We start from the raw sequence: 21,258 nt of genomic DNA on the forward strand, positions 1-21,258 counted from the left end.
CCCGAGCGCGGGGGCTCGCCCTCCCGGACGACGGCACCCTCCGAACGCGGGAAGAACTCGTACCACGACCCGAACAACGCCCGCTCCCGCTCCACCAGCAACGGCAACGGAGCGCTCTCGGTGCGGCGTTCACGCAGCGGATGGGCCGACAGGAGCGCGCGTACGTCCGGTGCCGTGGCCGCCGCGAGACGGTCCAGCGGGGTGCGGGTGTCGTCGCGCAGCAGGCCGAGCGCCGTGCGCAGGGTGGTGCGCGCCGCGCCATCGGGCGTCTGGTCGACGGCCCGCTCGAAGAGCAGGATCCCGTCCTCCAGGGTGACCCCGGTGTCCACGTCGGCGTGCACCTTGATCACCGCGTCGCGCTGCCAGGCGGCCATCGGATCGGTCCACGCCTCGACGGTGAACGTCCAGCGGCCGATCGCGTCCGGGGTCACCTCGGCGGCCCACCGGTCCGTTCCCGGTGCCCGTTCCCGCATGGTCCCGCGCCGGGTGGTGCGCCCGTCGGGCGCGTACAGGACCGCCTCGGCGCCGACCACGCCGGAGCCTTCGACGAAGACGAGGGCCGTGACCTCGACGGCCTCGCCGACGACGGCCTTCGCCGGGCGCAGGCCACCGTGGACACAGGGCCGCACATCCTCGATGGGGATGCGGACGTGACTGGGGTCCACCGACATGCTGTCCACCTCCGGGGTCGTCCGGTGCGCGTTGTTCGTCTCGGCTTCTTTCCTTGCGGCTTCGCTTCCCGCGTCAGTCGCTCCCGGGCGGGGCCGCGCGGCGGGTGGACCCGGGGCGGATCGACGCGTGGAGCCGGCCGTGTTCCGCGGCCTCCGCCGCCTCACGCCCGCAGCGCCGGCTCGTCACCGCGCACAGGGCGACCACGGCGTCCTGGAACCCCGCGCGCACCGCGGGGTCGCCGGGGGAGGCGAGGAAGCGGCGCTGCCACGCGCGATACCTCTCCAGTTGCCGACCGACGTCATCTGTGGCGCGCTCCGCCCGCATCGCACTCGACCTCCTGGACCTCCACGACGGTGAGCCCTGGCGGGCTCTCGGGCCGTTCACGGAGGGGGAGCGAACCGTCACAGTGGGTTTGCTCACTCCTTCATGGTGCGAGGTGAAACGCGCTCCGTCCTGTTGAACGCAGAGCGCTCGGCCGATCACTCTCGTGTTGCACGAATGGAGTAGAGGGGTGAAGCTGAGTGCTGACTCTCAAGCGATCACTGCTCACGCTCTGTGCGTACAGCGACTCCGTCGACGCGTCCGAGCGCGAGCTCCGCGGTGAGGAGCAAGAACGATGAAGCACCACGCAGCGCCCCGCTACTACCACCTCGACGTGGATCTGGTGCCGGAGCGCGTCGGTCAGGTCCGGCGCATCCTGGCCGCCCATCTGAGGTACTGGGGGCTGGAGCAGCATGTGCCGGACGTGTCGCGGGGGATCGGTCTCCTGCTGGAACCGGCGGCGCGGAACACCTGCGCGGGGCGGACCGCGATCGAGACCTGGTGGACCGGACACCATCTGATCACCGCGGTCTCGCACGACGATCCGGCCGTCGCGACCGCGCACCACGTCGAGTCCCATTCCCTGGCCGAGATCGCGGCGCTCAGTGACGGGTGGGGCAGCTGCACCGCCGCCGACCAGCACATCGTCTGGTTCTCGCTGCGCAGCCGCAGGCAGCTTCGCGAACCCCTGGTTCCCAAGGGCCCGGCGCCCAGCACGATCGAGGCGCGGCCCCTGCCCCGCACCGCTCCGCAGCCGGTCGCCGTGGGCGCCCCGGAGCGGACGACGCCCCTCGAGGCCGCAAGCCCCGCCTGACCGGACCGTGTCTGCCGGGTGCGCGCCGGAAAGGCGCGCACCCGCCGCATGCCCGAAGGTCGTACCGGGGGACGACGACGGGAGACCTTGTGCGCGTGTGGACCGGCCGACCCTTCCCGCTCGGCGCCACCTACGACGGTGACGGGACGAACTTCGCCCTGTTCAGCGAGGTGGCCGAGCAGGTCGACCTCATCCTGCTCGACGCGGACGGCGCCGAGCGGGCCGTGACGCTGGCGGAGGCCGACGGCTCGGTGTGGCACGGCTATCTGCCGGACATCGGCCCGGGCCAACGCTACGGATATCGCGTGCACGGCCCCTGGATGCCCGCCGCCGGCCACCGCTGCGACCCGGAGAAGTTCCTCCTCGATCCCTACGCCAGGGCCGTCCACGACCTTCGAGACGACGCCGGGCCGGACGCCCTGTGCGGTGTCGTCGTCGATCCGGAGTTCGACTGGACGGGGGACAGCCCGCCCTCGCACGCCTACGCCGACTCCGTGATCTACGAGACGCACGTACGCGGACTGAGCCGCACCCATCCGGGCGTCCCCGAAGAACTCCGCGGCACCTACGCGGGCCTGGCCGCACCGGCCGTCCTCGACCACCTGACCTCCCTGGGGGTCACCGCGGTCGAGCTGATGCCGGTGCACCAGTACGTCCAGGACGGCTTCCTGCTCGACAAGGGCCTGTCCAACTACTGGGGCTACAACACGATCGGATTCTTCGCGCCGCACCACGCGTATGCGGCCCACGGGACGCTCGGGCAGCAGGTCACCGAGTTCAAGTCCATGGTGAAGGCCCTGCACGCGGCCGGCCTCGAAGTGATCCTCGACGTGGTCTACAACCACACGGCGGAGGGCAACGAGAACGGCCCGACCCTCTCCTTCCGGGGCATCGACAACGCGTCGTACTACCGGCTGTCCGACGACGACTTCAGCCGCTATTACGACACCACGGGGACGGGCAACAGCCTGCTGATGCGCCACCCCAACGTCCTTCAGCTGCTCATGGATTCGCTGCGCTACTGGGTCACCGAATGCCACGTCGACGGATTCCGCTTCGATTTGGCCGCCACCCTCGCCCGGCAGTTCCACGAGGTGGACCGGCTCTCGGCCTTCTTCGACCTCATCCAGCAGGACCCCGTGATCAGCCGTGTCAAGCTCATCGCCGAGCCGTGGGACCTCGGCGACGGCGGCTACCAGGTGGGCAACTTCCCGCCGCTGTGGTCCGAGTGGAACGGCAAGTACCGCGACTGTGTCAGGGACTTCTGGCGCGGGGGCGACCGGACCCTCGCGGAGTTCGCCTCACGCCTCACGGGATCCGCCGACCTCTACCAGCGCGACCGGCGCCGTCCGCGCGCCAGCGTCAACTTCATCACCGCCCACGACGGATTCACCCTGCGCGACCTGGTCTCGTACGACGTCAAGCACAACGAGGCCAACGGTGAGGGAAACCGGGACGGCGAGAGCACCAACCGCTCCTGGAACTGCGGCACGGAAGGCCCCACCCGCAACCCCGAGGTGCGCGCCCTGCGCGCACGGCAACAGCGCAACTTCCTCGCGACGCTGATGCTGTCCCAGGGCATCCCGATGCTCGGCCACGGGGACGAACTGGGCCGCACCCAGCGCGGCAACAACAACGCCTACTGCCAGGACAACGAGACCACGTGGATCGACTGGGACCTCGACGAGGAACGCGAGGAACTGCTGGACTTCACCCGCCGGGTGGTGGCGCTGCGCACCGCACACCCGATCCTGCGCCGCCGCCGTTTCTTCCGGGGCGACACCGTCACCCGTCAGGGGCAGCCGCTGCCCGACCTGGTCTGGCTGCGCCCGGACGCCGCCGAGATGACGACGGCGGACTGGGACCGGCCCGACGCGCACGCGGTGGCCGTCTTCCTCAACGGCGATGCCATCGCGGAACCCGACCGCGTCGGCCGGGCCGTCGTCGACGATTCCTTCCTCGTGCTGTTCAACTGCTACTGGGAGCCGATGGAGTTCCGGCTCCCCGACACCCCGTACGGAGCGTGCTGGACGACCCTGCTCGACACGTACGAAACCGGCGGCCCGCCGGACGAGACGGAACACAAGGCCGACACGACTCTCAGCGTGGGCCCGCGGTCCCTGGTCATCCTCTCCCGGCCCTCGGAGCAGCCCTCGGACCGGCTTTCGGACCAGTGACAGGGCGGGTCATTGCTGGTCCAGGTCCACCTTGAGCTCGTCCGTCTCCGTCCAGAAGCCCTCGTCGGCGTCCTGCAGCCGGGACGCGGCGTGCTTCATGTGACGGCGTACGGCGCTGCGGGCCGCCTCCGCGTCGCCCGACTCGACGGCCGCCAGGATCGCGTGGTGCTCCACCCGCACGGCCTCGATGAAGTCGTCGCGCCGCGCCTCGTTCGCCCGCGTGACGCGGATGCCGCCGCGCATGACCTCGCCCAGGTACCGCACGGTCGAGACCATCACCGCGTTCCCGGTCGACTCGGCGATCGACTGATGGAAGGCCAGGTCCTCGTCGACTCCGTCACCGCCGTCCGCCACCGCCTTGTCGATCGCGGCCAGCGACTGCCGCATCCGGGCGACGTCGTCCGGTGTGGCCCGGACGGCCGCCAGCGAAGCCGCCTCGCCCTCCATGGCGCGGCGGACCTCCACGATCTGCAGCACCTTGGACTTGGTGCCGGAGGCCTCGGCCTCCAGGTCCAGCGGCCGGGTGCGCCGGGGCATGACGAACACGCCCCGGCCCTGGCGCGGTTCGACGAGCCCGGCGTTGCGCAGCCGGGAGACGGCCTCGCGGATCACGGTGCGGCTGACGCCGAGCTGCTTGACCAACTCGACCTCGGTCGGCAGCTTGTCGCCCTCGGCAAGACGCCCGGACTCGATCTCCTCCGAGAGGATCGCGGCGACCCGGTCCGCGAGCCGAATGGGGCCACTCACCTTGGAGAACATGCTCGTCAGTCTATCCGTCGGGCCCCGATCGCCCCGGCCGCGGGCAGGTCCGCGGACCTCACGGCTTCGGGGTGGTCCTCGACGTAGGCCCGCACGACCGACTCGAAGCTCGCGTCGGGCCGCAGGCCGAGCGCCGTGGCGCGCGCGTTGTCGAAGGCGGCGGGCCAGGAGCCGACCATGGCCTCGACGGCGGGGTCGGGCGAGAGCGTCACGCGGTCGGCCACGGCGTCACCGGCCACCCGGCGCAGCGTGTCCAGCATCTCGGCGACCGTGACCGTCAGCGCCGGAAGATTGACCGGAAGTCCGCCCTCCAGCTCACCGGGGCCACTGCCGCGCCCGGCCTCGGCGATGCACAGGATGCCTTCGACGGTGCGCCGCGGCGAGGCCAGGGCGACCCGCAGATCGGGGCTGACCGGGCAGATGGCGGGCAGCCCCGCGAGCGGCTCGCGGATGATGCCGGACAGGAAGCCGGATGCGGCGGCGTTGGGCTTGCCCGGCCGCACCGACACGGTCATCAGGCGCGCCACGCGTCCGTCGACGAAGCCCCGCCGGGTGTACTCGGCGACCAGCTGCTCGCAGACGCGCTTCTGCGTGCCGTAGCTGGACTGCGGCGTGGGCAGCGTCGACTCGCTCACCACGGGCGGCAGCGGCAGCGCGGGGTCGGAGCCGTAGACCGCGACGCTGCTGGAGAACACCACCCGGGGCGTCGGGCCGTCGGCGGCCGACTGTGCGCGGGCGGCGTCCAGCAGCGCGCGGGTGGTGTCCAGGTTGGCGCTCATGCCGAGGTCGAAGTCGGCCTCGCACTCGGACGAGACGGCCGACGCCAGGTGGATCAGGACGTCCACGGGCTGCGTGAAGATCTCGTCGAGGCGCTCGCTCAGGTCGCCCTGGACGACGTCCACCAGGGGATCGGAGGCCACCGTCGCCTCGGCGGGCACGGACCGGTCGGCGAGCACCAGGCGGTCGATGGGCGCCCCGCACAGGGTGCGCCGCTCCAGCAGGGCGTCGGCGACCTGCCGTCCCAGGAAGCCGAAGCCACCGGTGATGACGATCCTCATGCGTGTTCTCCTCGGTAGTTCTTCAGCCAGCCGAGCCCCTCGCTCGTACCGGCCCGGGGGTGGTACTCGCAGCCGATCCACCCGTCGAAGCCCAGCTCGTCGAGGACGTCGAACAGGTGGCGGACGTCGAGTTCGCCCCGGTCGGGCTCGTGGCGGTCGGGCACGCCGGCGATCTGCAGATGGGCGACGCGGCCGGTGGGCAGGTCGCGGCGCAGTGTGGTGGTGAGGTCGCCCTCCACGATCTGACAGTGGTACAGGTCGAGTTGGACCTTGAGGTTCGGGGCGCCCACCTCCTGGACGACAGCGTGCGCCTCGGCCTGCCGGTGCAGGAAGTACCCCGGCATGTCACGTCCGTTGATCGGTTCGATCAGCAGGTCGACGCCGACGGCGGCGGCCCGCTCGGCGGCCCAGGCGAGGTTGGCCAGGTAGGTGGCGCGGTGCGCGGCCCGCAGATCGGGCGTGCACTGAGGCGACAGGAGACCGGCCATCACGTGCACCTGGCCGCAGCCGAGCACCGCGGCGTACTCCAGCGCCTGTCCGATCCCGGAGCGGAGTTCGCCCTCGCGGCCGGGGAGCGAGGCGATGCCCCGCTCCCCGGACTCCCAGTCGCCGGGCGGCGCGTTGAACAGCACCTGGCGCAGGCCGTGGTCATCGAGCCGGCGGCGCAGCTCTGCGGCCTCATGCGCGTAGGGGAACAGGTACTCGACGGCCTCGAAGCCGTCCGCCGACGCCGCGGCGAAGCGGTCGGGGAAGTCGTGCTCGGTGTACATCATGGACAGGTTCGCGGCGAACCTCGGCATGCTTGCTCCTGTGGTGGGGCCGGGACCGTGACCGGACCAGGTCAGCGGTTGACGACATCCTTCTTGGTGGTCAGCACGGCGACCGCGCCGATCACCAGGCTCAGGGCAAGGACGTACATCGGTATGGAGGTCGACCCGGTGGCGTCCTTGAGCCCGCCGATCATGTACGGGCTGACGAACCCGGCCAGGTTGCCCACCGAGTTGATCAGGGCGAGCCCGGCCGCCGCCGCGGTGCCACCGAGGAACGCGGTGGGCAGCGACCAGAACAGCGGGGCGCAGGTGAGCACACCGGCCGCCGCGAAGGACAGGGCGATCAGGGACAGCACCGTCGATCCGCTCCAGCCGGCGGCCAGGGAGAAGCCGAGGGCGCCCATGAGGCTGGGGACGACCAGGTGCCAACGGCGCTCGCGGCGCTTGTCCGCGGAGCGTCCGAACAGGTTCATCGCGATCAGCGCGGCCACGAACGGCACGGCGCTGAGCACCCCGATCGTCAAGTTGTCGTCGATGCCGGTGGACTTGACGAAGGTGGGCATCCAGAAGGTCAGGGCGTACTGACCCATCACGAAGCAGAAGTAGATGAGGCACATCAGCCACACCTTGGGGTCGCGGAAGCCGTCCCACACGCGGCCGTGCTTCTGGTGCGCGGTGTCCTTGGCGATCGCCGCCTCGACGATGTCCTTCTCCTCTTCGGAGAGCCACGTGGCGCTGCGCACCCCATTGTCGAGGTAGAACAGCGTCGCGACACCGATGAGGAGCGCCGGAATCGCCTCCAGCATGAACATCCACTGCCAGCCATGCCACCCGCTGACCCCGTCGAAGCTGTCCATGATCCAGCCGGAGAGCGGGTTGCCGAAGATGCCCGCGACGGGGATCGCCGACATGAACATCGCGATGACGCGGGCCCGGCGGTGGGAGGGGAACCAGTAGGTGCAGTAGAGGATCACCCCCGGGTAGAAGCCGGCCTCCGCCGCGCCCAGGAGGAAGCGGAGCGCGTAGAACGTCGTCTCGTTCGTGACGAAGGAGAACGCGCCCGAGACCAGACCCCACGTGATCATGATCCGGGCGATCCAGGTGCGCGCGCCCACGCGCTGGAGCATCAGGTTCGAGGGCACCTCGAAGATGAAGTAGCCGATGAAGAACAGACCGGCGCCGAGGCCGTACGCCGCTTCGCTCAGGCCCAGGTCGTCGGACATCTGCAGCTTCGCGAAGCCGACGTTGACGCGGTCCAGGTAGGAGAAGACGTAACAGAGGATCAGGAAGGGGACGATACGGAGAACGACCTTGCGGAACACGGCGTTCTCACGGGCGAGATCGGGGGTCTCGGCCGTCGCGGTGGGCGTGGGCATGCGGAATCCTTACTGCGGCTCAGGGGATTCTCCGACGGAGGGGCGCGCGGTGCGGTGCGGTGTGCGGTCACCAAGAGGCGCCGAACACGGACCTCAGTTCGTCGAGAGCGGGGGAGGGGAGCGGCTCGGGGCGACGGTCGGTCAGGAGCCAGAGGCGCGCCGTTTCCTCGAGTTCTTCGAGGACGGCGAGAGCGGATGCGGCGTCCGGGCCCCAGACCACCGGGCCCAGACGGTCGAGCAGCACGGCCCTGATTGGCGTGCGGCCCGCCGCACGATCAGCGATATGGCCGGTCACCAGGTCGGCCACGTGGGGATCGCCGGGCCGGTGGTAGGGGATGAGCGGGACGTGCCCGACCTTCATGACGTAGTACGGCGTGAGGGGCGGAAGCACATCGTCCTGGCTCCACACTCCGGCCAGGGTGAGCGCGACGAGATGCGTGGAGTGGGTGTGGACGACGAACCGTGCCGTGGGGTCGGCGGCACAGATGCGGCGGTGCAGGGTGAGGGTCTTGCTGGCGCGGTCGCCCGCGATCTGCTCACCGTTCGGATCGACCAGGGCGAGGCGCTCGGGCTCCAGGAAGCCCAGGGCGGCGTCGGTGGGCGTGATCAGGTGGGAGTCGCCGACCCGCGCGCTGATGTTCCCGGCGCTGGCGTGGACGTAGCCCCGGGCGAACAGGCTGGTGCCCACCCGGATGATCTCCTTGCGCGCCGCGTCCACGGCAGCGTGGGGCGGCTCGGTCATTCCGTCCCCCGGTCGAGGTGGGCGAAGGACGCGGTGAAGAAGTCGGGGCCGCCGAAGTTGCCGGACTTCAGCGTGATGTGGAGCGTGTCCCCGCCGGGCAGGGTCGCCGCGCACCAGGGCACACCGGGGTCGATCTGCGGTCCGATGCGCAGGCCCGTCAGACCGAGAGCCTGGACGACGGCGCCCGAGGTCTCGCCACCGGCGACGGCCAACTGACGCACCCCCAGCTCCACGAGCCCCTGGGCGACGCGGGCCAGGGTCCGCTCGACGAGCTCACCGGCCTCGGCGGCACCGAGGCGGCCCTGCACATCCTTGACCGCGTCGGGCGCTTCGGTGGAGTAGACGAGGACAGGCCCCTCGGCCAGATGCGCGGCGGCGAAGGCCAGGGCCTGCCCGGCCACGTCGTCACCGGCCGCGATCCGCAGCGGATCCACGCTGAACGCGGGCAGGCCACCGCGCAGGAACTCCCGGACCTGCCCGTTGGTAGCGGTGGAGACCGACCCGGAGACGATGGCCTGATGGCCGTGGGGGGAGGGCAGTCGGGCAGCGGCGGGGGACGGCTCGAACCCCCAGTTCGCGGGAAGGCCGATCGCCAGACCGGATCCGGCGGTCACCAGCGGCAGCTCCTTGACCGCCGCACCGAGCCGCAGGAGATCGTCGTTCGAGACGGCGTCCACGATCGCGGCGCCGACCCCCTCCTTGCGCAGCGTGTCGACGCGCTCCCGGATCGCCCCGGCGCCGGCGGCGACCACGGTGTGGTCGATGAGACCCACCGGACGCGCGGTCTGCGCACCGAGCACGGACACCAGGTTGGAATCCGTCATCGGCGTCAGCGGGTGGTGCCGCATGCCGCTCTCGCCGAGCAGTACGTCGCCGACGAAGAGATGTCCTTTGAAGACGGTGCGCCCGTTGTCGGGGAACGCGGGGGTGGCGACCGTGAAATCGGTGCCGAGGGCGTCCATGAGGGCCTCGGTGACGGGGCCGATGTTGCCGGCCCGCGTCGAGTCGAACGTCGAGCAGTACTTGAAGTAGATCTGCTCGGCGCCCGCCGAGCGCAGCCACTCCAGCGCCCGCAGCGAGGCCGTGACGGCCTCCGGCGCCGGGGTGGTCCGCGACTTGAGCGCGATGACGACGGCGTCGGCGTCGGCCGGCCCCTCGGCGCCGGCGGGCGGTACGTCGATCAGCTGGACGACGCGCATGCCCGCGCGCACCAGGTTGTTGGCCAGGTCCGTGGCGCCGGTGAAGTCGTCGGCGATGCAGCCGAGTCGGATGGCCATCTCAGGCCTTTTCCTGTGCGGGTGCGGGCAGCTCGATCCCCGGGAAGATCTTGATCACCGCGCTGTCGTCCTCGCCGCCCAGACCGGAGGCCGACGCCTGCAGGAACATCTGATGGGCGGTGGCCGCCAGCGGTAGGGGGAACTTCTCCGGCCGGGCCGCGTCGAGCACAAGACCCAGGTCCTTGACGAAGATGTCGACCGCGGACAGCGGCGTGTAGTCCCCGGCGAGCACGTGCGCCATGCGGTTCTCGAACATCCACGAGTTGCCCGCGCTGTGCGTGATCACTTCATAGAGCGCATCGGCGGGTACGCCCGCCTTGATGCCCAGCGCCATCGCCTCGGCCGCCGCGGCGATGTGCACCCCCGCGAGCAGCTGATTGACGACCTTGACCTTGGAGCCGATCCCGGCCTCGTCGCCCAGCCGGTAGACCGTGCTGCTCATGGCATCGAGCACCGGATCGGCGATCGCGTACGCGGTCGGGGCGCCCGAGGTCATCATGGTGAGCTCGCCCTTCGCCGCCCGTGCGGCGCCACCGGAGATGGGCGCGTCCAGGTAGAGCACGCCGCGCTCGGCCAGCCGCCGCTCCAGCTCGGCGGACCAGGCGGGGTCGGCCGTGGAGCACATGACGTAGACGGAACCCGGGTGCAGCCGCTCGGCCGCGCCGCCGTCACCGAACAGCACCGACTCGACCTGCGCCGCGTTGACCACGACGCCGACCAGGACATCGACGGAGCCCGCGAGTTCACCGGCGGAGGCGAAGGCGGTGCCGCCGTCCGCGGCGAAGGCGGCAGCCACGTCGGGGCGCAGATCATGGACACCTACGTCGAAGCCCGCGTTCCGCAGGCTGCGCGCCATGCCGAGCCCCATGGCCCCGAGCCCCACCACGCCTACGCGCGGCCGTGCCGGCCTGTCCTGGTCGTTCATGCCCATCCTCGTCTCGCTGTGCCATGCCGTCAGGAGCGCGGCACGGCTCGGAATCCGTGCGGCGATCGGGTCATATGATGACCTGAGGATGTGGCGTGGCGCACTGTGATGCCGGTCACAGTTAGGGGGCGCTCGGGGTGCTCGGGGGTGCGTGGACCGGGGCGCTCAGATCCTCAGATCTCTGCCTGGCCCATGCCGGCGAACCACCGGGCCGCCACGGCGGCGACCTCGTCCAACGCTCCGGGCTCCTCGAAGAGATGCGTGGCGTCGGGGATCACGCGCAGTCGGCTCAGGACACGCATCCGGTTGGCCGCTTCCCGGTTGAGTCGCAGTATTTCGGTGTCGCGCCCTCCGACGAGAAGCAGGACCGGGGCGTGCAGATGGCCGAGGACCTCGTCCCCGGCCAGGTCGGGGCGGCCGTCGGGGCAGACCACCGTGTCCACCAGGCCGGGCCTGGCGGCAGCGGCACCGAGCGCGGCCGCCGCTCCCGTGCTCGCGCAGAACAGGCCGACCGGCAGATCGGAGACGCGGGCGGAGAGCCAGTCGACGGAGGCGATCAGTCGGCGGGTCAGCAGATCGACCTCGCTGTGCCGTCGGCCGATCGGCCTGCCCCGGGCCGCTTCGTCGGGCGTGAGCAGGTCGATGAGCAGCGTTCCGACAGCGGCATCGTGAAGCGTGCCGGCCAGGGCCCGGCTGCGGGGGCTGTGCAGGGAACTACCGCTGCCGTGGGCGAGCACCGTGACGCCGAACACCGTGTCCGGCACGGTCAGTTCACCGATGAGTGCCCCCTCGCCGTTGGGCACGGTGACTGTCTCGCACAACATGGGACCTCCGGATTCCGGGGACGAAGTTCGCCGGGTACCCCGCGAGACTGTCGCTACGCGGGAGCGGTACGGGACAGGTGTGCGCCCGGGGCGCACGCCGGGCCCGGACCAGGGCCCGGCCCTCGGCCGCGTACCACTGGTGTCCCAGCAGCACGGCCAGCGCGATGCCGACCACATCCCCGCCGTAGTACATGACGTACGACGCCATACGCAGATCGGCCGCAGCGAAGGAAGTGCCGGGCGGGCCCGTGGCGTAGAGCGACTTGGCGAGGATTCCGTGCGCGGCCGACGCCGCCAGCATGGCTCCGCCGCGCGGCGTGAATCCGGCGCGGTGACGCAGCGGATCCAGGGCCAGGACGGCGAAGGTGAACAGCAGGCCGGACGCCACGAGATGCGCGCTGACCAGTGTGTGCAGCCACGGACGGTGGTGCGCGGCGGCCATGAGCGGCGTGCGGTACACCGCCCAGAGTCCGGCGATGTGCACGAGCGCGGCCACCGGCGGCCACACGAGCAGGGCTGCGGGCCGGGAACGTACGCAGGAGAGAAACAGCCGCCGCGGCCCCACCGGCAGGGCGCGCAGCGCCAGCGTCACGGGACGGCCGAGCACGAACAGCGGGGGCGCGATCATCCCGATGCCCAGATGGGTGGTCATGTGCCCGGTGAACGGCGGCCACGTGGCCCACGGAGCGGCCAGCGAGGTGATCAGTACCGCGCCGCCCGTACAGACCGCCGCGTCACGCCGGTGCGGCCAGCGGTCGCCGCGCCGACGCAGTTGCCGGGCCGCCGCCACATAGCCGAGACAGCTCATGGCCACGGCCAGTACGACAGCCGTCACCGGCGGGCCCGGAGCAGGAGCAGCGCGCCGGTCGCCAGGAACAGCACGGCGATCACGTTCCACGTCCAGTCGTACGGTGCCAGCTCCACGCCGTAGCGGATCTGGTGCAGCTCCAGCGCCTTGTGCTGGAACGTGCCGTCGTAGAGCTGGAAGCCGCCGAGCCCCAGACACAGGCCGGACCACCAGGCGGTGAGGTGCCGGGCGCCGCGGCGCCACAGATCCGCGTACAGGAAGAGGCCCGCCACCATCGCCAGCCAGCCGAAGGCATGGAAGATCCCGTCGGAGACGAGACCGGCCTCGCTGGACGCCTTGTCGTAGAAGTGGTGCCAGTGCAGCAGTTGGTGGAACACCATCTCGTCGACGAACGCCGCGATACCGACGCCGACCAGCGCCCCGGAGAGGAGGGAGCGCCGCTTCACCGGTCCATGGCGCTCGCGTTGCCGCTCATGGTGCTGCGTACGTTGGTGCTCACGAGGATGGAACGTCATCCGGGTCTCCTCGGCGCCGGGGCGGGCATAGGGGCAGGTCGAGCGGGAACGAGGAGTCGAGTACCCGCGAAGCGGAATGGCTGACCGCCACATTTGGGCCAGAGTGCGCCGGGGCGCGGAGGCGTGCCGTCGGTACGGCTCGGTCATGCGGGTCGCAGATACAGCTATTACGGTGAAAGCCCACGAAAGATCGCGAATGGAGTCCTCGTGACGCGTGCCGCCCTGTTCGACGTCGACGGAACGCTCGTCGACACCAACTACCTGCATGTCACGGCCTGGTGGGAGGCGTTCCGGCAGGCCGGTCACCGGGTGCCGATGCGCGCCGTGCACCACGCGATCGGTCTGGGCGGCACCGACCTGATCGAACACGTCCTCGGCGACGACCGCGATCCGGACCAGGACGACGCCATCAGCGCGGCGCACAAGACGCTCTACGGCACCCACTTCGACCGGCTCGAAGCGTTCGAGGACGCGGGACAACTGCTGCGTTCTCTCGCGGGGGAGGGGTGGACCATCGTGCTCGCGACCTCCGCGGGCGGCGCCGAACTCGACGCGCTGCGCGCCGCCGTCGACGCGGACGACGTCATCACCGCGACGGCCAGCGCCGACGACGTCGACGAGGGCAAACCGGCCGCGGAGCCAGTGACCCACGCGCTCGACCTGGCCGGTGCGAAGGCGCAGGACAGTGTGTTCGTCGGCGACTCGGTCTGGGACATGAAGGCGGCGCGGCGTGCGGGCGTCACGCCCCTGGCCGTGCTCAGCGGCGGCATCCCCCGCGCCGAACTCTCCGGGGCCGGAGCGGCAGAGGTGTACGACGACACCGCCCACCTCCTGTCCTCGCTCGGGAGCAGCGCGTTCGCCGGTCGGGAGAGCCGGGGCTGACCCGTCGGAGGCTGTCCGGAGGTCCTCGAGATCGTGGATCTGCCCGCCCCGCGCCCGGGCCCCGGCGAAGTCCGGATCGCGGTGCGCGCGGCCGGCATCAACCCGAGTGACTGGAACAAGCGCCAGGGTCTGATGGATCAGGAGCTCCCGCAGACCATGGGCCACGAGGCGGCGGGCGTCGTCGACGAGCTCGGTGCAGGCGTCACGGACGTGGCCGTCGGCGATCGCGTGTTCGGCCTCTGTGCCGACGGGGCGACCCAGGCCGAGCTGGCGGTGCTGTCCTTCTACGCGCCGATCCCGCCGTCGCTCGACTTTCCCGGCGCGGCCGCGCTGCCGGCCGCCGTCGAGACGGCCACGCGCGCGCTCGACCGACTCGGCGTCGGGAGCGGCAGCACGCTGCTCGTCAGCGGCGCCTCGGGGAGCGTCGGCAGTGCCGCGGTCCAGCTCGCCGTGGCGCGCGGCGCCCGCGTGATCGGCACGGCAAGTCCGGCGAACCACGCGTACCTGCGCTCCTTGCAGGCCGAGCCCGTGACCTACGGAGAGGGCCTCGTCGAGCGGGTTCGCACGCTGACGCCCGACGGCGTCGACCTCGCTCTGGACGTCGCAGGGAGCGGCGTGCTGCCCGAGCTCATCGACCTCGCGGGCGCACCGGAGCACGTCGTGACGCTCGCCGACTTCGCCGGTGCGCGGGAGCACGGGGTGACCTTCAGCCGCGGGGACGCCGGCCGCGCGGTCCACGCGCTCGCCGAGATCGGCGGGCTGATCGAGTCCGGCCGCTTCTCGCTCCCGGTCGCCAAGACCTTCCCGCTCGCCGCCATCGCGGAGGCGCATCGCGCCGGTGAGGACGGCCAGGTGCGCGGAAAGCTCGTACTGGTGATCGAATAGCGTGGCCGTCATGACAGGTTGCACGCATGGCACCGACCCGCGCGCACGCGTCCGCTCCCGCACCGTGGCTCGACACGGCCTCCGCTCACGGAGATCTCACCGCGGCCAAGGCGCTCGTGTACGACCCCTGCGGGTTCGCCTGCTCGCAACCGGTGCCCGAAGCCGAGAGCGCCGAATACGCCGCCCACGAGTTCACCCTTGAGGGACGCTCCATCCGGTTCCGTGCGGCCAGGACGACCCCCACCAAGGCCGGCCAGTTCGTCACCGTGTGGAAGAGGTCCCAGGCCGGCCCCATCCAGCCCTTCGACACCACGGACCCCATCGACCTCTTCGTCATCAGCACCCGCGACCACGACCGCTTCGGCCAGTTCGTCTTTCCCATGGACGCCCTGCGTGAGCAGGGAGTCGTATCCGGGGGCGGCTCCGCCGGGAAGCGTGCGTTCCGCGTCTACCCGCCCTGGGTGATCACCACGAACCGCCAGGCCGCCAGGGCGCAGGCCTGGCAGGTGGACTTCTTCCTGCGTCTGCCCCAGGACGGACCTGTCGACCTCGCCCGCGCCTGGGGGCTCTACGGCCCGCAGGGCGGGGCTGACGTACAGAACCATCAGGCGGCCGCGGACCCCTCATGACGTGCGGAGGGCGGGACGGCGTTATCTCCAAGGTGCCAACTAGGTAGCTGAAGGCGGAGTGTCTCCCCCGTCCGCACCGGAGTCGGGCTGCGGCAGCAAGGGGAACAGCCGGGCGATGAGTGCCACTGGGCGGGCGCCGTCGGGCCGGGCCAGAGGGCGCTGCTCGCGGTCCTGGTAGGGGGCGAGTGCGCGTCGCACGGCGTCCGAGACCCGGCTCATCTCCTCGGGTGTCAGATAGGCGATGGCACTGAAGGCTTCGTCACGGCGCCATTCGTCCGGAGCCTGATCGCGCTGGCCGAGCCAGCGCTGCCAGCTCTCGTCCTCCAGTCCTCGCGCCAAGTCCCCGAACTCCTCCACCGCGGGTTCGCCGGCGGTGGCATCGTCCTGCCTCAGGCGCCAGGGGCGTGCGCGGCCGCCGTGGTGAGGGGCTTCCTCGATGAGTCCGTGACGCGCGAGCTGCCGGAGGTGGAACGAGCAGAGTCCCGAGCTGTGGCCCAGCCGGGCGGCGGCCTCGGTCGCTGTCACGGTGCCGACCTCGGCCAGCAGGGCCATCAGGGCCGTACGGACCTCGTGCTCGCGCAGGGCGTCGCCGTGGGTGGCCCACGTCTGGTCAGCCCTGTCGGGGGAAGGGTTGAGGTCATCTTCAGTCACTTTGCAAAGTCTGCTACTTTGCAAAGGTCTTGGCAAGCGTGGAATCAAAGGGGGAGACAGCGATGTCTGTTCGTCACGACCTGCCGCCGGAGGCGGAGCGGGGCTCGGTGCGCAGGGTCACGGTGGTGGGCGAGGAGATCCTGGGCCGTCGGTGCCAGGAGGTGACCGAGTTCGGGACCGCGGAACTGTCGGCGCTCATCGACGACATGTTCCTGACGATGCACGTGGCCGACGGTGCCGGGCTCGCCGCCAACCAAGTGGACGTAGACCTGCGGCTGTTCGTCTACGACTGCCCGGACGACGACGGAATCCGGCATGTCGGCCACATCATCAACCCCGTCCTGGAGCTGTCCGGACCGGGCAGCCGCCGGCTCGTCGACGCACCCGAGGGCTGCCTGTCCGTGCCGGGTGCCACCATGGCGGTTCCTCGCACCGACCGTGCCGTCGTGCGCGGCCGGGACAAGGACGGCAACCCTCTCGTCATCGAGGGCACGGGTTACTTCGCACGGTGCCTGCAGCACGAGGCCGATCACCTCGAAGGCCACACCTATCTCTCCCGGCTCTCCAAGCGGGACCGGAAGGACGCCTTGCGGCAGATGGAAGACCGCCGTGAGGACGTCTTCGCCCAACGTGCCGCCAAGGCCCAGAACTTGGGGCGCTGAGGCCTGGGGCCGCGGTGGGGGAGCGGGTCAGAGGGAGGCGCCGGCGTCGCCGATCGCCTGGTCCAGCATCGACAAGCCGAGGGACAGCTCCTCCTCGGTGGCGGTCAGCGGTGGCGCCATCCGCAGGACCCCGCCCATGTTGGCGAGCTGGACGATGTTCATGTGCAGGCCCAGTTCGAGACAGCGCCGGGTGACCAGCGCGCCCAGTTCGCTCGAGTGCTGCTTGGTCTCGCGGTCGACGACGAGTTCGACCCCGGCCAGCAGGCCCCGGCCGCGGATGTCGCCCACGACCGGGTGCCGCGCGGCGATGTCGGTGAGGCCTTGGTGGAGGAACGCCCCAAGAGACTGCGCGCGCTCGTCGAGCTTGTCGGCGATCAGGACATCGAGGACGGTGTTGCCGACCGCGGCGACCAGCGGGTCGGCGACATGTGTGGTGAAGAACAGGAACCCGCGCTCGTACGCCTCCTGCTCGATCTCGGCGCTGGTCACCACGGCCGCCAGGGGCAGCCCCGCACCCAGCGTCTTGGACAGCGTGAGGATGTCGGGCACGACGCCGTCACGCTCGAACGCGTACCAGGTGCCGGTGCGGCACAGGCCGGTCTGGGCCTCGTCGAGGATCAGCAGCATCCCGCGTTCCCGGCACTTGGCCCGCAGGGCCGCGAAGTACCCGGGCGGCGGCTCGATGATGCCGCCGGAGCTGAGGATCGGTTCGACGAGGCACGCGGCCAGGCTGCCGGTCGACTGGGCGTCGATCAGGTCGAAGGCGAAGTCCAGCTGGCGCCGCCAGTCCAAGGAGCCGTCGTCCGTGGTGAAGTCGGGCCGGTACGCGTTCGGCACGGGGATGGCGAAGTTGCCGGGCGCGCCCGGGCCGTAGCCCTTGCGTCCCGCGCTGTACGTGGCGGACGCGGCGGCCTGTGTCATGCCGTGCCAGGACCGCGCGAACGAGACGATCTCGTGCTTGCCGGTGACGAGCTTGGCCATCCGGATGGCGGCCTCGTTGGACTCGGCGCCGGTCGTCAGGAGCAGCGCCTTCTCCAGCGGGGCGGGCAGCGTGTCGGCGAGGCGCCGGGCGAGGTCGACCACCGGGCGGCTGAGCATGCCGCTGAAGAGGTGGTCGAGGCTCGCGACCTGCCGCTGGACGGTGGCGACGATCTCCGGGTGCGAGTGGCCGAGGACCGCGCTCATCTGGCCGGAGGTGAAGTCGAGGATCTTCCGGCCGTCCGCGGTGAACACGAAGCTTCCGGCGGCACGTTCGATGATCTCGTGGGTGAACTCGGCGCCGTAGCGCACGAGATGCCTCTCGGTATCGGCCCAGAAGGTTTCGGTGGACGCCAGGGCGGTGGTTGAAGCGGTCATGCAGCCGACGGTAGGCGGCAGCCGAGCGACACGTCCATCTCACGATTCCGGCTTTCCTGTTCGGTAGAACCGCACAACAATGGGGTGGTGATGAATCCCTGGAGGCTGCGGCTGCTGAGCCAGCTCGACACGCTGGGCACCGTCAGAGCGGTCGCCCAGGCCGCCAACCTGAGCCCGTCGAGCGTGTCCCAGCAGCTCGGCGTGCTCGAGACCGAGACGCGTACACAGCTGCTGGAAAGGACGGGGCGCCGGGTGCGGCTGACCCCGGCCGGGCTGATCCTCGCGCGCCGGGCGCGGGCGATCCTCGACCACATGAACAGCGTGGAGGCGGAGCTGCGCGGCTTCGGCGAGGAACCGGCAGGCCTTGTGCGGCTCGGCGCGTTCCAGAGCGCGATCCACACCATGGCCGTGCCGGCGGTGAGCCGGCTGGCGCGCGAGCATCCGCACCTCGACGTCGAGCTGCTCGAGCTGGAGCCGCACGCGAGCATGCCCGCGCTGCGGGGCGGCGACGCGGACATCATCGTCACGACCACGGACTTCGACGAGCTTCCGCTGGGCCCTGACCTGGACATCGTGCCGCTGGCCATGGACCCGATCCTGTTGGTGGTCCCGCCCGGGCATCTGGCGGCCGGCCGCGGTGCCGTGGACCTCGCGGCGTACGCGGACGAGGCGTGGGCGTTCGACATCCCGCAGTCGTACATGGCCAATCTCGCGCTGCGCCTGTGCCGTCAGTCGGGCTTCGAGCCGCGCGTCGTGTGCCGGTTCAGCAACTACATGATGACCTTGCAGCACGTCGAGGCGGGACTGTCGATCGCGCTGCTGCCCGGCCTGGCGGTCGACCGCCGCTACGACGTCACGACCAGGGAACTCGCCACCCCCATGACGCGCACCATCACGGCAGCGATCCGCCACGGCTCACCGCCTCGCGCGGCGGTGCGCGCCGTGCTGGAGGCACTGCGCCACCATCCGGAACTGCCTCTACCGCTGCCGGGTGGGGACGGGGGACCGCCCCGGTGAGATCGGGCAGGAGCCCGATTGTCAGTGGTGGCTGGGAGTGTGGGACGTATGGACAGGGATGAGGAGTTGCTGCGCGGCCGGGTGTACGGCCAGGACCATGACGATCCCCGGCGGGGCCCGCGGCCGGGGAGGGATTACGGGCAGCTGGTCGGTGGCCCGCTGGACGGGCTGTTGCTCGACATCACCGGCTGGACCAGGACCGAGAGAGCGAGCGGAGTCGCCCTGCCCACGGAGCTCGGGCAGTTCGGCGCGGGCGGGCGGGCGATGTACGACCCACGCCCCGGCGACCGGCGGTGCCGCTGGGACTGGTCCGGTGATACGCCGTGACTCCGCGCCCTCATGACTCCATGGCGAGGGGTTCGTATACCCGAGGCCAGACCGCCCACGCACAGATCGTAGAGTCGCAACGGTGAACGAAAACAACACCTTTGGCACGCCTGACGCTGCCTTCGCTCCCGACCGTGATCTGCCGATGCTGACCACTGCTCAGGCCACCCGCCTGCGGGCACTCGCCGCCCCGTACGCGCAGGAAGGGCGCACCTACTCCCTGTACAACCTGGCGCAGAAGTGCCGACAGGCACCGGAGGAGCGTTGGCCCGAGCTGGTCGAGGCGCATTTCGCCGCTCTGGCGGAGGGCAGTCAGGGCGGCGAGAGCGCCGCGGAGCTTCTTCGCGGTGTGCACGCGCGGCTGCTGCCCACGGATTCGCTCACGCCCGAGATAGCCGGTGCCATGCGTTACGCACGCGTGGTGGCCGAGGGACTTGTATTTGCTTACGCCCTCGACATGCCCACGAGCGTGCGGATGCTCACCGACTCCGACGTGGAGCGCGCCGGGATCGAGGAGTTGGGGCAGGCGGCGTACGCGAACTTGATGAGTGTTCCGGTCGAGCACGACGAAGTGCACATCGGGGGAGGGGCGTTGCTGCACTCCCTGTACGGCGATTCGCCGTTCGTCGCGAGCAAGGCGCTGTTCCTGTCCGAAGCGGCCCGGCAGGTCACCGGAGAGTCACTCCCGGACGCCGGAGCCCTTGTCGTCGTGCCCAATCGGAACCTTCTGGCGTACCACCCGATCGCCGACGGGTCCGTTGTCGACGCCGTCAACGGCCTTGCTTCGTATGCCCTCGGCGCCCACGAGGACGGGCCGGGCGGGCTGTCCCCCCGGGTCTACTGGTGGCACCGGGGAAGCCTGACGTCGCTCACGGTCATCGACCACGACACCCGCTCCTTCTCCCTGCAGCCGCCGCCGGAACTGCTCGACCGCATGAAGGGCCTGGTCCGCCTCGATGGTGCCGGGCGCCTTGACACCGCAGCCGTCGCCAAGGCACCCGACGTGGCCGCCCTCACCCACGACACGGCCGAGGCGATAGGCGGTCTCGCCGCCAACCCGGCCGGACTGGGCGATGCCTTCGCCTCGGCACTCACGCTCGCCCACGCCCGCTGCACGGCCGACCCCCAGGCGGGGAACATCGAGACCTGGGATGCCTGGGCCGCCGCCGTACAGCTCGGCTCGGCGCTCTTCACCGGTGCGCAGGCCCAGGAGTGCCATCTGGGCGAGGACATCGTGAGGCAGCTGCCGGCGACTCCCGCCGCGCCTCCCGCGGACGCCCGCGCCTGGCTCGACGCCTTCTACGTCGCGGTCGCGTGCCGTCAGCAGGCCAGGGCCGACCGGCTGTGCCAGGTACCACTCGACGTGCTGCGGCAGGACGACTCCGTCGACGCGTACGTACTGCACTGGATAGACACGCTGCAGACCTACTGGGCAGAGCGCCCGATGGACGACGTCGTGGCAAAGCTCCTCGCCACCATGGAGACGTCGCAGCCCCAGTCCTTGACCCACACTCCCAAGGACTTCGCGGACCTGGTCGACTACCAGCCCGTCGCCCTCTTCCACCGCCTGCTCACCCGCGACCACGACGCGTTCGCCGAGGCGCTGACCGAAGCCGTCGCGCACCACGGCACCTACTGGGGGGAATCGGCGGCGCCGCGTGCCCGGGTGGCGCTGGGGACACTGGCGATGGCGAGCCTGGCGTACGACTACGGCTTCCCCGTCGCCCTGCCGCAGCCGTACCTGCCCACGTACCTGCTCAACCGCGAGCGGATCGAGGAGATGCCGGCCTGAGGCCCCACGCTGAAACCCT

General features: G+C 70.9%; 23 protein-coding genes. 9 read left to right on the top strand and 14 right to left on the bottom strand.

Annotated elements, in window-relative coordinates; genetic code table 11:
* Together AB0E78_RS21555 and AB0E78_RS21560 are read right to left on the bottom strand one after the other, a co-directional pair.
* On the bottom strand, nt 1–671 hold a 671-nt coding region (locus tag AB0E78_RS21555), incomplete at its 3' end, for a maltotransferase domain-containing protein (protein WP_361834706.1).
* Nucleotides 672–744: 73 nt separating this feature from the next.
* A complete protein-coding gene (locus AB0E78_RS21560; protein WP_361834709.1) occupies nt 745–996 on the bottom strand; it encodes a DUF5133 domain-containing protein in 252 nt (83 codons plus the stop codon).
* Nucleotides 997–1,288: 292 nt separating this feature from the next.
* On the opposite strand from AB0E78_RS21560, the gene AB0E78_RS21565 reads away from it, so the two are divergent.
* Together AB0E78_RS21565 and glgX are read left to right on the top strand one after the other, a co-directional pair.
* Nucleotides 1,289–1,807, top strand: a complete 519-nt coding sequence (locus AB0E78_RS21565) for a pep a2 (protein ID WP_361834712.1) — start codon at nt 1,289–1,291, stop codon at nt 1,805–1,807.
* A gap of 89 nt (nt 1,808–1,896) precedes the next feature.
* Nucleotides 1,897–3,984 carry a glycogen debranching protein GlgX gene (gene glgX / locus AB0E78_RS21570; protein ID WP_361834714.1) on the top strand — a complete coding sequence of 696 codons (2,088 nt, stop codon included), beginning with the start codon at nt 1,897–1,899 and terminating at the stop codon, nt 3,982–3,984.
* A gap of 9 nt (nt 3,985–3,993) precedes the next feature.
* Here the strand turns inward: glgX and AB0E78_RS21575 are convergent, their stop codons facing one another.
* The 10 genes from AB0E78_RS21575 to AB0E78_RS21620 all read right to left on the bottom strand — a co-directional run bounded on the left by AB0E78_RS21575 (nt 3,994) and on the right by AB0E78_RS21620 (nt 13,038).
* Complete coding sequence (locus AB0E78_RS21575) at nt 3,994–4,743, bottom strand: FadR/GntR family transcriptional regulator (protein ID WP_361834716.1); 750 nt, start codon at nt 4,741–4,743, stop codon at nt 3,994–3,996.
* Nucleotides 4,744–4,748: 5 nt separating this feature from the next.
* Complete coding sequence (gene denD, locus AB0E78_RS21580) at nt 4,749–5,801, bottom strand: D-erythronate dehydrogenase (RefSeq protein ID WP_361834718.1); 1,053 nt, start codon at nt 5,799–5,801, stop codon at nt 4,749–4,751.
* Complete coding sequence (gene otnI / locus AB0E78_RS21585) at nt 5,798–6,601, bottom strand: 2-oxo-tetronate isomerase (RefSeq protein ID WP_361834721.1); 804 nt, start codon at nt 6,599–6,601, stop codon at nt 5,798–5,800. Before otnI ends, denD begins: the two co-directional genes overlap by 4 nt.
* Nucleotides 6,602–6,642: 41 nt before the next feature.
* A complete protein-coding gene (locus tag AB0E78_RS21590) occupies nt 6,643–7,947 on the bottom strand; it encodes an MFS transporter (RefSeq protein WP_361834724.1) in 1,305 nt (434 codons plus the stop codon).
* 67 nt (nt 7,948–8,014) lie between these two features.
* Nucleotides 8,015–8,689: an aldolase gene (locus AB0E78_RS21595; RefSeq protein WP_361834727.1), complete on the bottom strand. Its 675-nt coding sequence runs from the start codon at nt 8,687–8,689 to the stop codon at nt 8,015–8,017.
* A complete protein-coding gene (otnK, locus tag AB0E78_RS21600) occupies nt 8,686–9,966 on the bottom strand; it encodes a 3-oxo-tetronate kinase (protein WP_361834730.1) in 1,281 nt (426 codons plus the stop codon). Before otnK ends, AB0E78_RS21595 begins: the two co-directional genes overlap by 4 nt.
* A 1-nt stretch (nt 9,967) precedes the next feature.
* The gene (gene ltnD / locus AB0E78_RS21605; protein ID WP_361834732.1) at nt 9,968–10,891 is read right to left on the bottom strand and encodes an L-threonate dehydrogenase; all 924 of its coding nucleotides are present in this window, start codon (nt 10,889–10,891) and stop codon (nt 9,968–9,970) included.
* Nucleotides 10,892–11,064: 173 nt separating this feature from the next.
* Nucleotides 11,065–11,715, bottom strand: coding sequence for a hydrolase (locus AB0E78_RS21610; protein ID WP_361834735.1), 651 nt, complete (start codon nt 11,713–11,715; stop codon nt 11,065–11,067).
* Nucleotides 11,663–12,550 (bottom strand): cytochrome c oxidase assembly protein, encoded by an 888-nt coding sequence (locus tag AB0E78_RS21615; protein ID WP_361834738.1) that lies wholly within the window; start codon nt 12,548–12,550, stop codon nt 11,663–11,665. Before AB0E78_RS21615 ends, AB0E78_RS21610 begins: the two co-directional genes overlap by 53 nt.
* A complete protein-coding gene (locus tag AB0E78_RS21620; RefSeq protein ID WP_361834741.1) occupies nt 12,547–13,038 on the bottom strand; it encodes a DUF2243 domain-containing protein in 492 nt (163 codons plus the stop codon). The genes AB0E78_RS21615 and AB0E78_RS21620 overlap by 4 nt, the downstream gene beginning before the upstream one ends.
* Before the next feature lie 207 nt (nt 13,039–13,245).
* Here AB0E78_RS21620 and AB0E78_RS21625 point away from each other — a divergent pair, with 207 nt between their 5' ends.
* Genes AB0E78_RS21625 through AB0E78_RS21635 form a run of 3 tightly spaced genes read left to right on the top strand, consistent with a single transcriptional unit; the run spans nt 13,246 to nt 15,434 of the window.
* On the top strand, nt 13,246–13,920 hold the full coding sequence (locus tag AB0E78_RS21625; RefSeq protein ID WP_361834744.1) for an HAD family hydrolase: 675 nt from the start codon (nt 13,246–13,248) through the stop codon (nt 13,918–13,920).
* A 30-nt stretch (nt 13,921–13,950) separates the two neighbouring features.
* Nucleotides 13,951–14,805 (top strand): NADP-dependent oxidoreductase, encoded by an 855-nt coding sequence (locus AB0E78_RS21630; protein ID WP_361835847.1) that lies wholly within the window; start codon nt 13,951–13,953, stop codon nt 14,803–14,805.
* 26 nt (nt 14,806–14,831) lie between these two features.
* Nucleotides 14,832–15,434 (top strand): MepB family protein, encoded by a 603-nt coding sequence (locus AB0E78_RS21635; protein WP_361834746.1) that lies wholly within the window; start codon nt 14,832–14,834, stop codon nt 15,432–15,434.
* Between the two features lie 39 nt (nt 15,435–15,473).
* On the opposite strand, the gene AB0E78_RS21640 is transcribed toward AB0E78_RS21635, so the two are convergent.
* A complete protein-coding gene (locus AB0E78_RS21640) occupies nt 15,474–16,085 on the bottom strand; it encodes a winged helix-turn-helix domain-containing protein (RefSeq protein ID WP_361834749.1) in 612 nt (203 codons plus the stop codon).
* A gap of 62 nt (nt 16,086–16,147) precedes the next feature.
* On the opposite strand from AB0E78_RS21640, the gene def reads away from it, so the two are divergent.
* A complete protein-coding gene (gene def / locus AB0E78_RS21645; RefSeq protein WP_361834751.1) occupies nt 16,148–16,747 on the top strand; it encodes a peptide deformylase in 600 nt (199 codons plus the stop codon).
* Nucleotides 16,748–16,774: 27 nt separating this feature from the next.
* Here the strand turns inward: def and AB0E78_RS21650 are convergent, their stop codons facing one another.
* Nucleotides 16,775–18,103: an aspartate aminotransferase family protein gene (locus AB0E78_RS21650; protein ID WP_361834753.1), complete on the bottom strand. Its 1,329-nt coding sequence runs from the start codon at nt 18,101–18,103 to the stop codon at nt 16,775–16,777.
* 90 nt (nt 18,104–18,193) lie between these two features.
* On the opposite strand from AB0E78_RS21650, the gene AB0E78_RS21655 reads away from it, so the two are divergent.
* From AB0E78_RS21655 to AB0E78_RS21665, 3 genes are all read left to right on the top strand, one after another.
* A complete protein-coding gene (locus AB0E78_RS21655; protein ID WP_361835849.1) occupies nt 18,194–19,120 on the top strand; it encodes a LysR family transcriptional regulator in 927 nt (308 codons plus the stop codon).
* A 48-nt stretch (nt 19,121–19,168) separates the two neighbouring features.
* A complete protein-coding gene (locus AB0E78_RS21660) occupies nt 19,169–19,447 on the top strand; it encodes a hypothetical protein (protein WP_361834755.1) in 279 nt (92 codons plus the stop codon).
* A gap of 82 nt (nt 19,448–19,529) precedes the next feature.
* The gene (locus AB0E78_RS21665; RefSeq protein ID WP_361834757.1) at nt 19,530–21,239 is read left to right on the top strand and encodes an Imm49 family immunity protein; all 1,710 of its coding nucleotides are present in this window, start codon (nt 19,530–19,532) and stop codon (nt 21,237–21,239) included.
* The last annotated feature ends 19 nt before the right edge of the window (nt 21,240–21,258 follow it).

The sequence above is a fragment of the Streptomyces sp. NPDC032198 genome (genome assembly GCF_040636975.1).
GTDB lineage: Bacteria > Actinomycetota > Actinomycetes > Streptomycetales > Streptomycetaceae > Streptomyces.

Bases quoted from the DNA above. Each gene is read 5' to 3' on its own strand.
- AB0E78_RS21655 (WP_361835849.1), top strand. From the start codon at position 18,194: ATGAATCCCTGGAGGCTGCGGCTGCTGAGCCAGCTCGACACGCTGGGC.
- AB0E78_RS21575 (WP_361834716.1), bottom strand. From the start codon at position 4,743: ATGTTCTCCAAGGTGAGTGGCCCCATTCGGCTCGCGGACCGGGTCGCC.
- AB0E78_RS21610 (WP_361834735.1), bottom strand. From the start codon at position 11,715: ATGTTGTGCGAGACAGTCACCGTGCCCAACGGCGAGGGGGCACTCATC.
- otnI (WP_361834721.1), bottom strand. From the start codon at position 6,601: ATGCCGAGGTTCGCCGCGAACCTGTCCATGATGTACACCGAGCACGAC.
- denD (WP_361834718.1), bottom strand. From the start codon at position 5,801: ATGAGGATCGTCATCACCGGTGGCTTCGGCTTCCTGGGACGGCAGGTC.
- AB0E78_RS21560 (WP_361834709.1), bottom strand. From the start codon at position 996: ATGCGGGCGGAGCGCGCCACAGATGACGTCGGTCGGCAACTGGAGAGG.
- AB0E78_RS21595 (WP_361834727.1), bottom strand. From the start codon at position 8,689: ATGACCGAGCCGCCCCACGCTGCCGTGGACGCGGCGCGCAAGGAGATC.
- otnK (WP_361834730.1), bottom strand. From the start codon at position 9,966: ATGGCCATCCGACTCGGCTGCATCGCCGACGACTTCACCGGCGCCACG.
- AB0E78_RS21565 (WP_361834712.1), top strand. From the start codon at position 1,289: ATGAAGCACCACGCAGCGCCCCGCTACTACCACCTCGACGTGGATCTG.
- ltnD (WP_361834732.1), bottom strand. From the start codon at position 10,891: ATGAACGACCAGGACAGGCCGGCACGGCCGCGCGTAGGCGTGGTGGGG.
- AB0E78_RS21590 (WP_361834724.1), bottom strand. From the start codon at position 7,947: ATGCCCACGCCCACCGCGACGGCCGAGACCCCCGATCTCGCCCGTGAG.
- AB0E78_RS21620 (WP_361834741.1), bottom strand. From the start codon at position 13,038: ATGACGTTCCATCCTCGTGAGCACCAACGTACGCAGCACCATGAGCGG.
- def (WP_361834751.1), top strand. From the start codon at position 16,148: ATGTCTGTTCGTCACGACCTGCCGCCGGAGGCGGAGCGGGGCTCGGTG.
- AB0E78_RS21650 (WP_361834753.1), bottom strand. From the start codon at position 18,103: ATGACCGCTTCAACCACCGCCCTGGCGTCCACCGAAACCTTCTGGGCC.
- AB0E78_RS21660 (WP_361834755.1), top strand. From the start codon at position 19,169: ATGGACAGGGATGAGGAGTTGCTGCGCGGCCGGGTGTACGGCCAGGAC.
- AB0E78_RS21635 (WP_361834746.1), top strand. From the start codon at position 14,832: ATGGCACCGACCCGCGCGCACGCGTCCGCTCCCGCACCGTGGCTCGAC.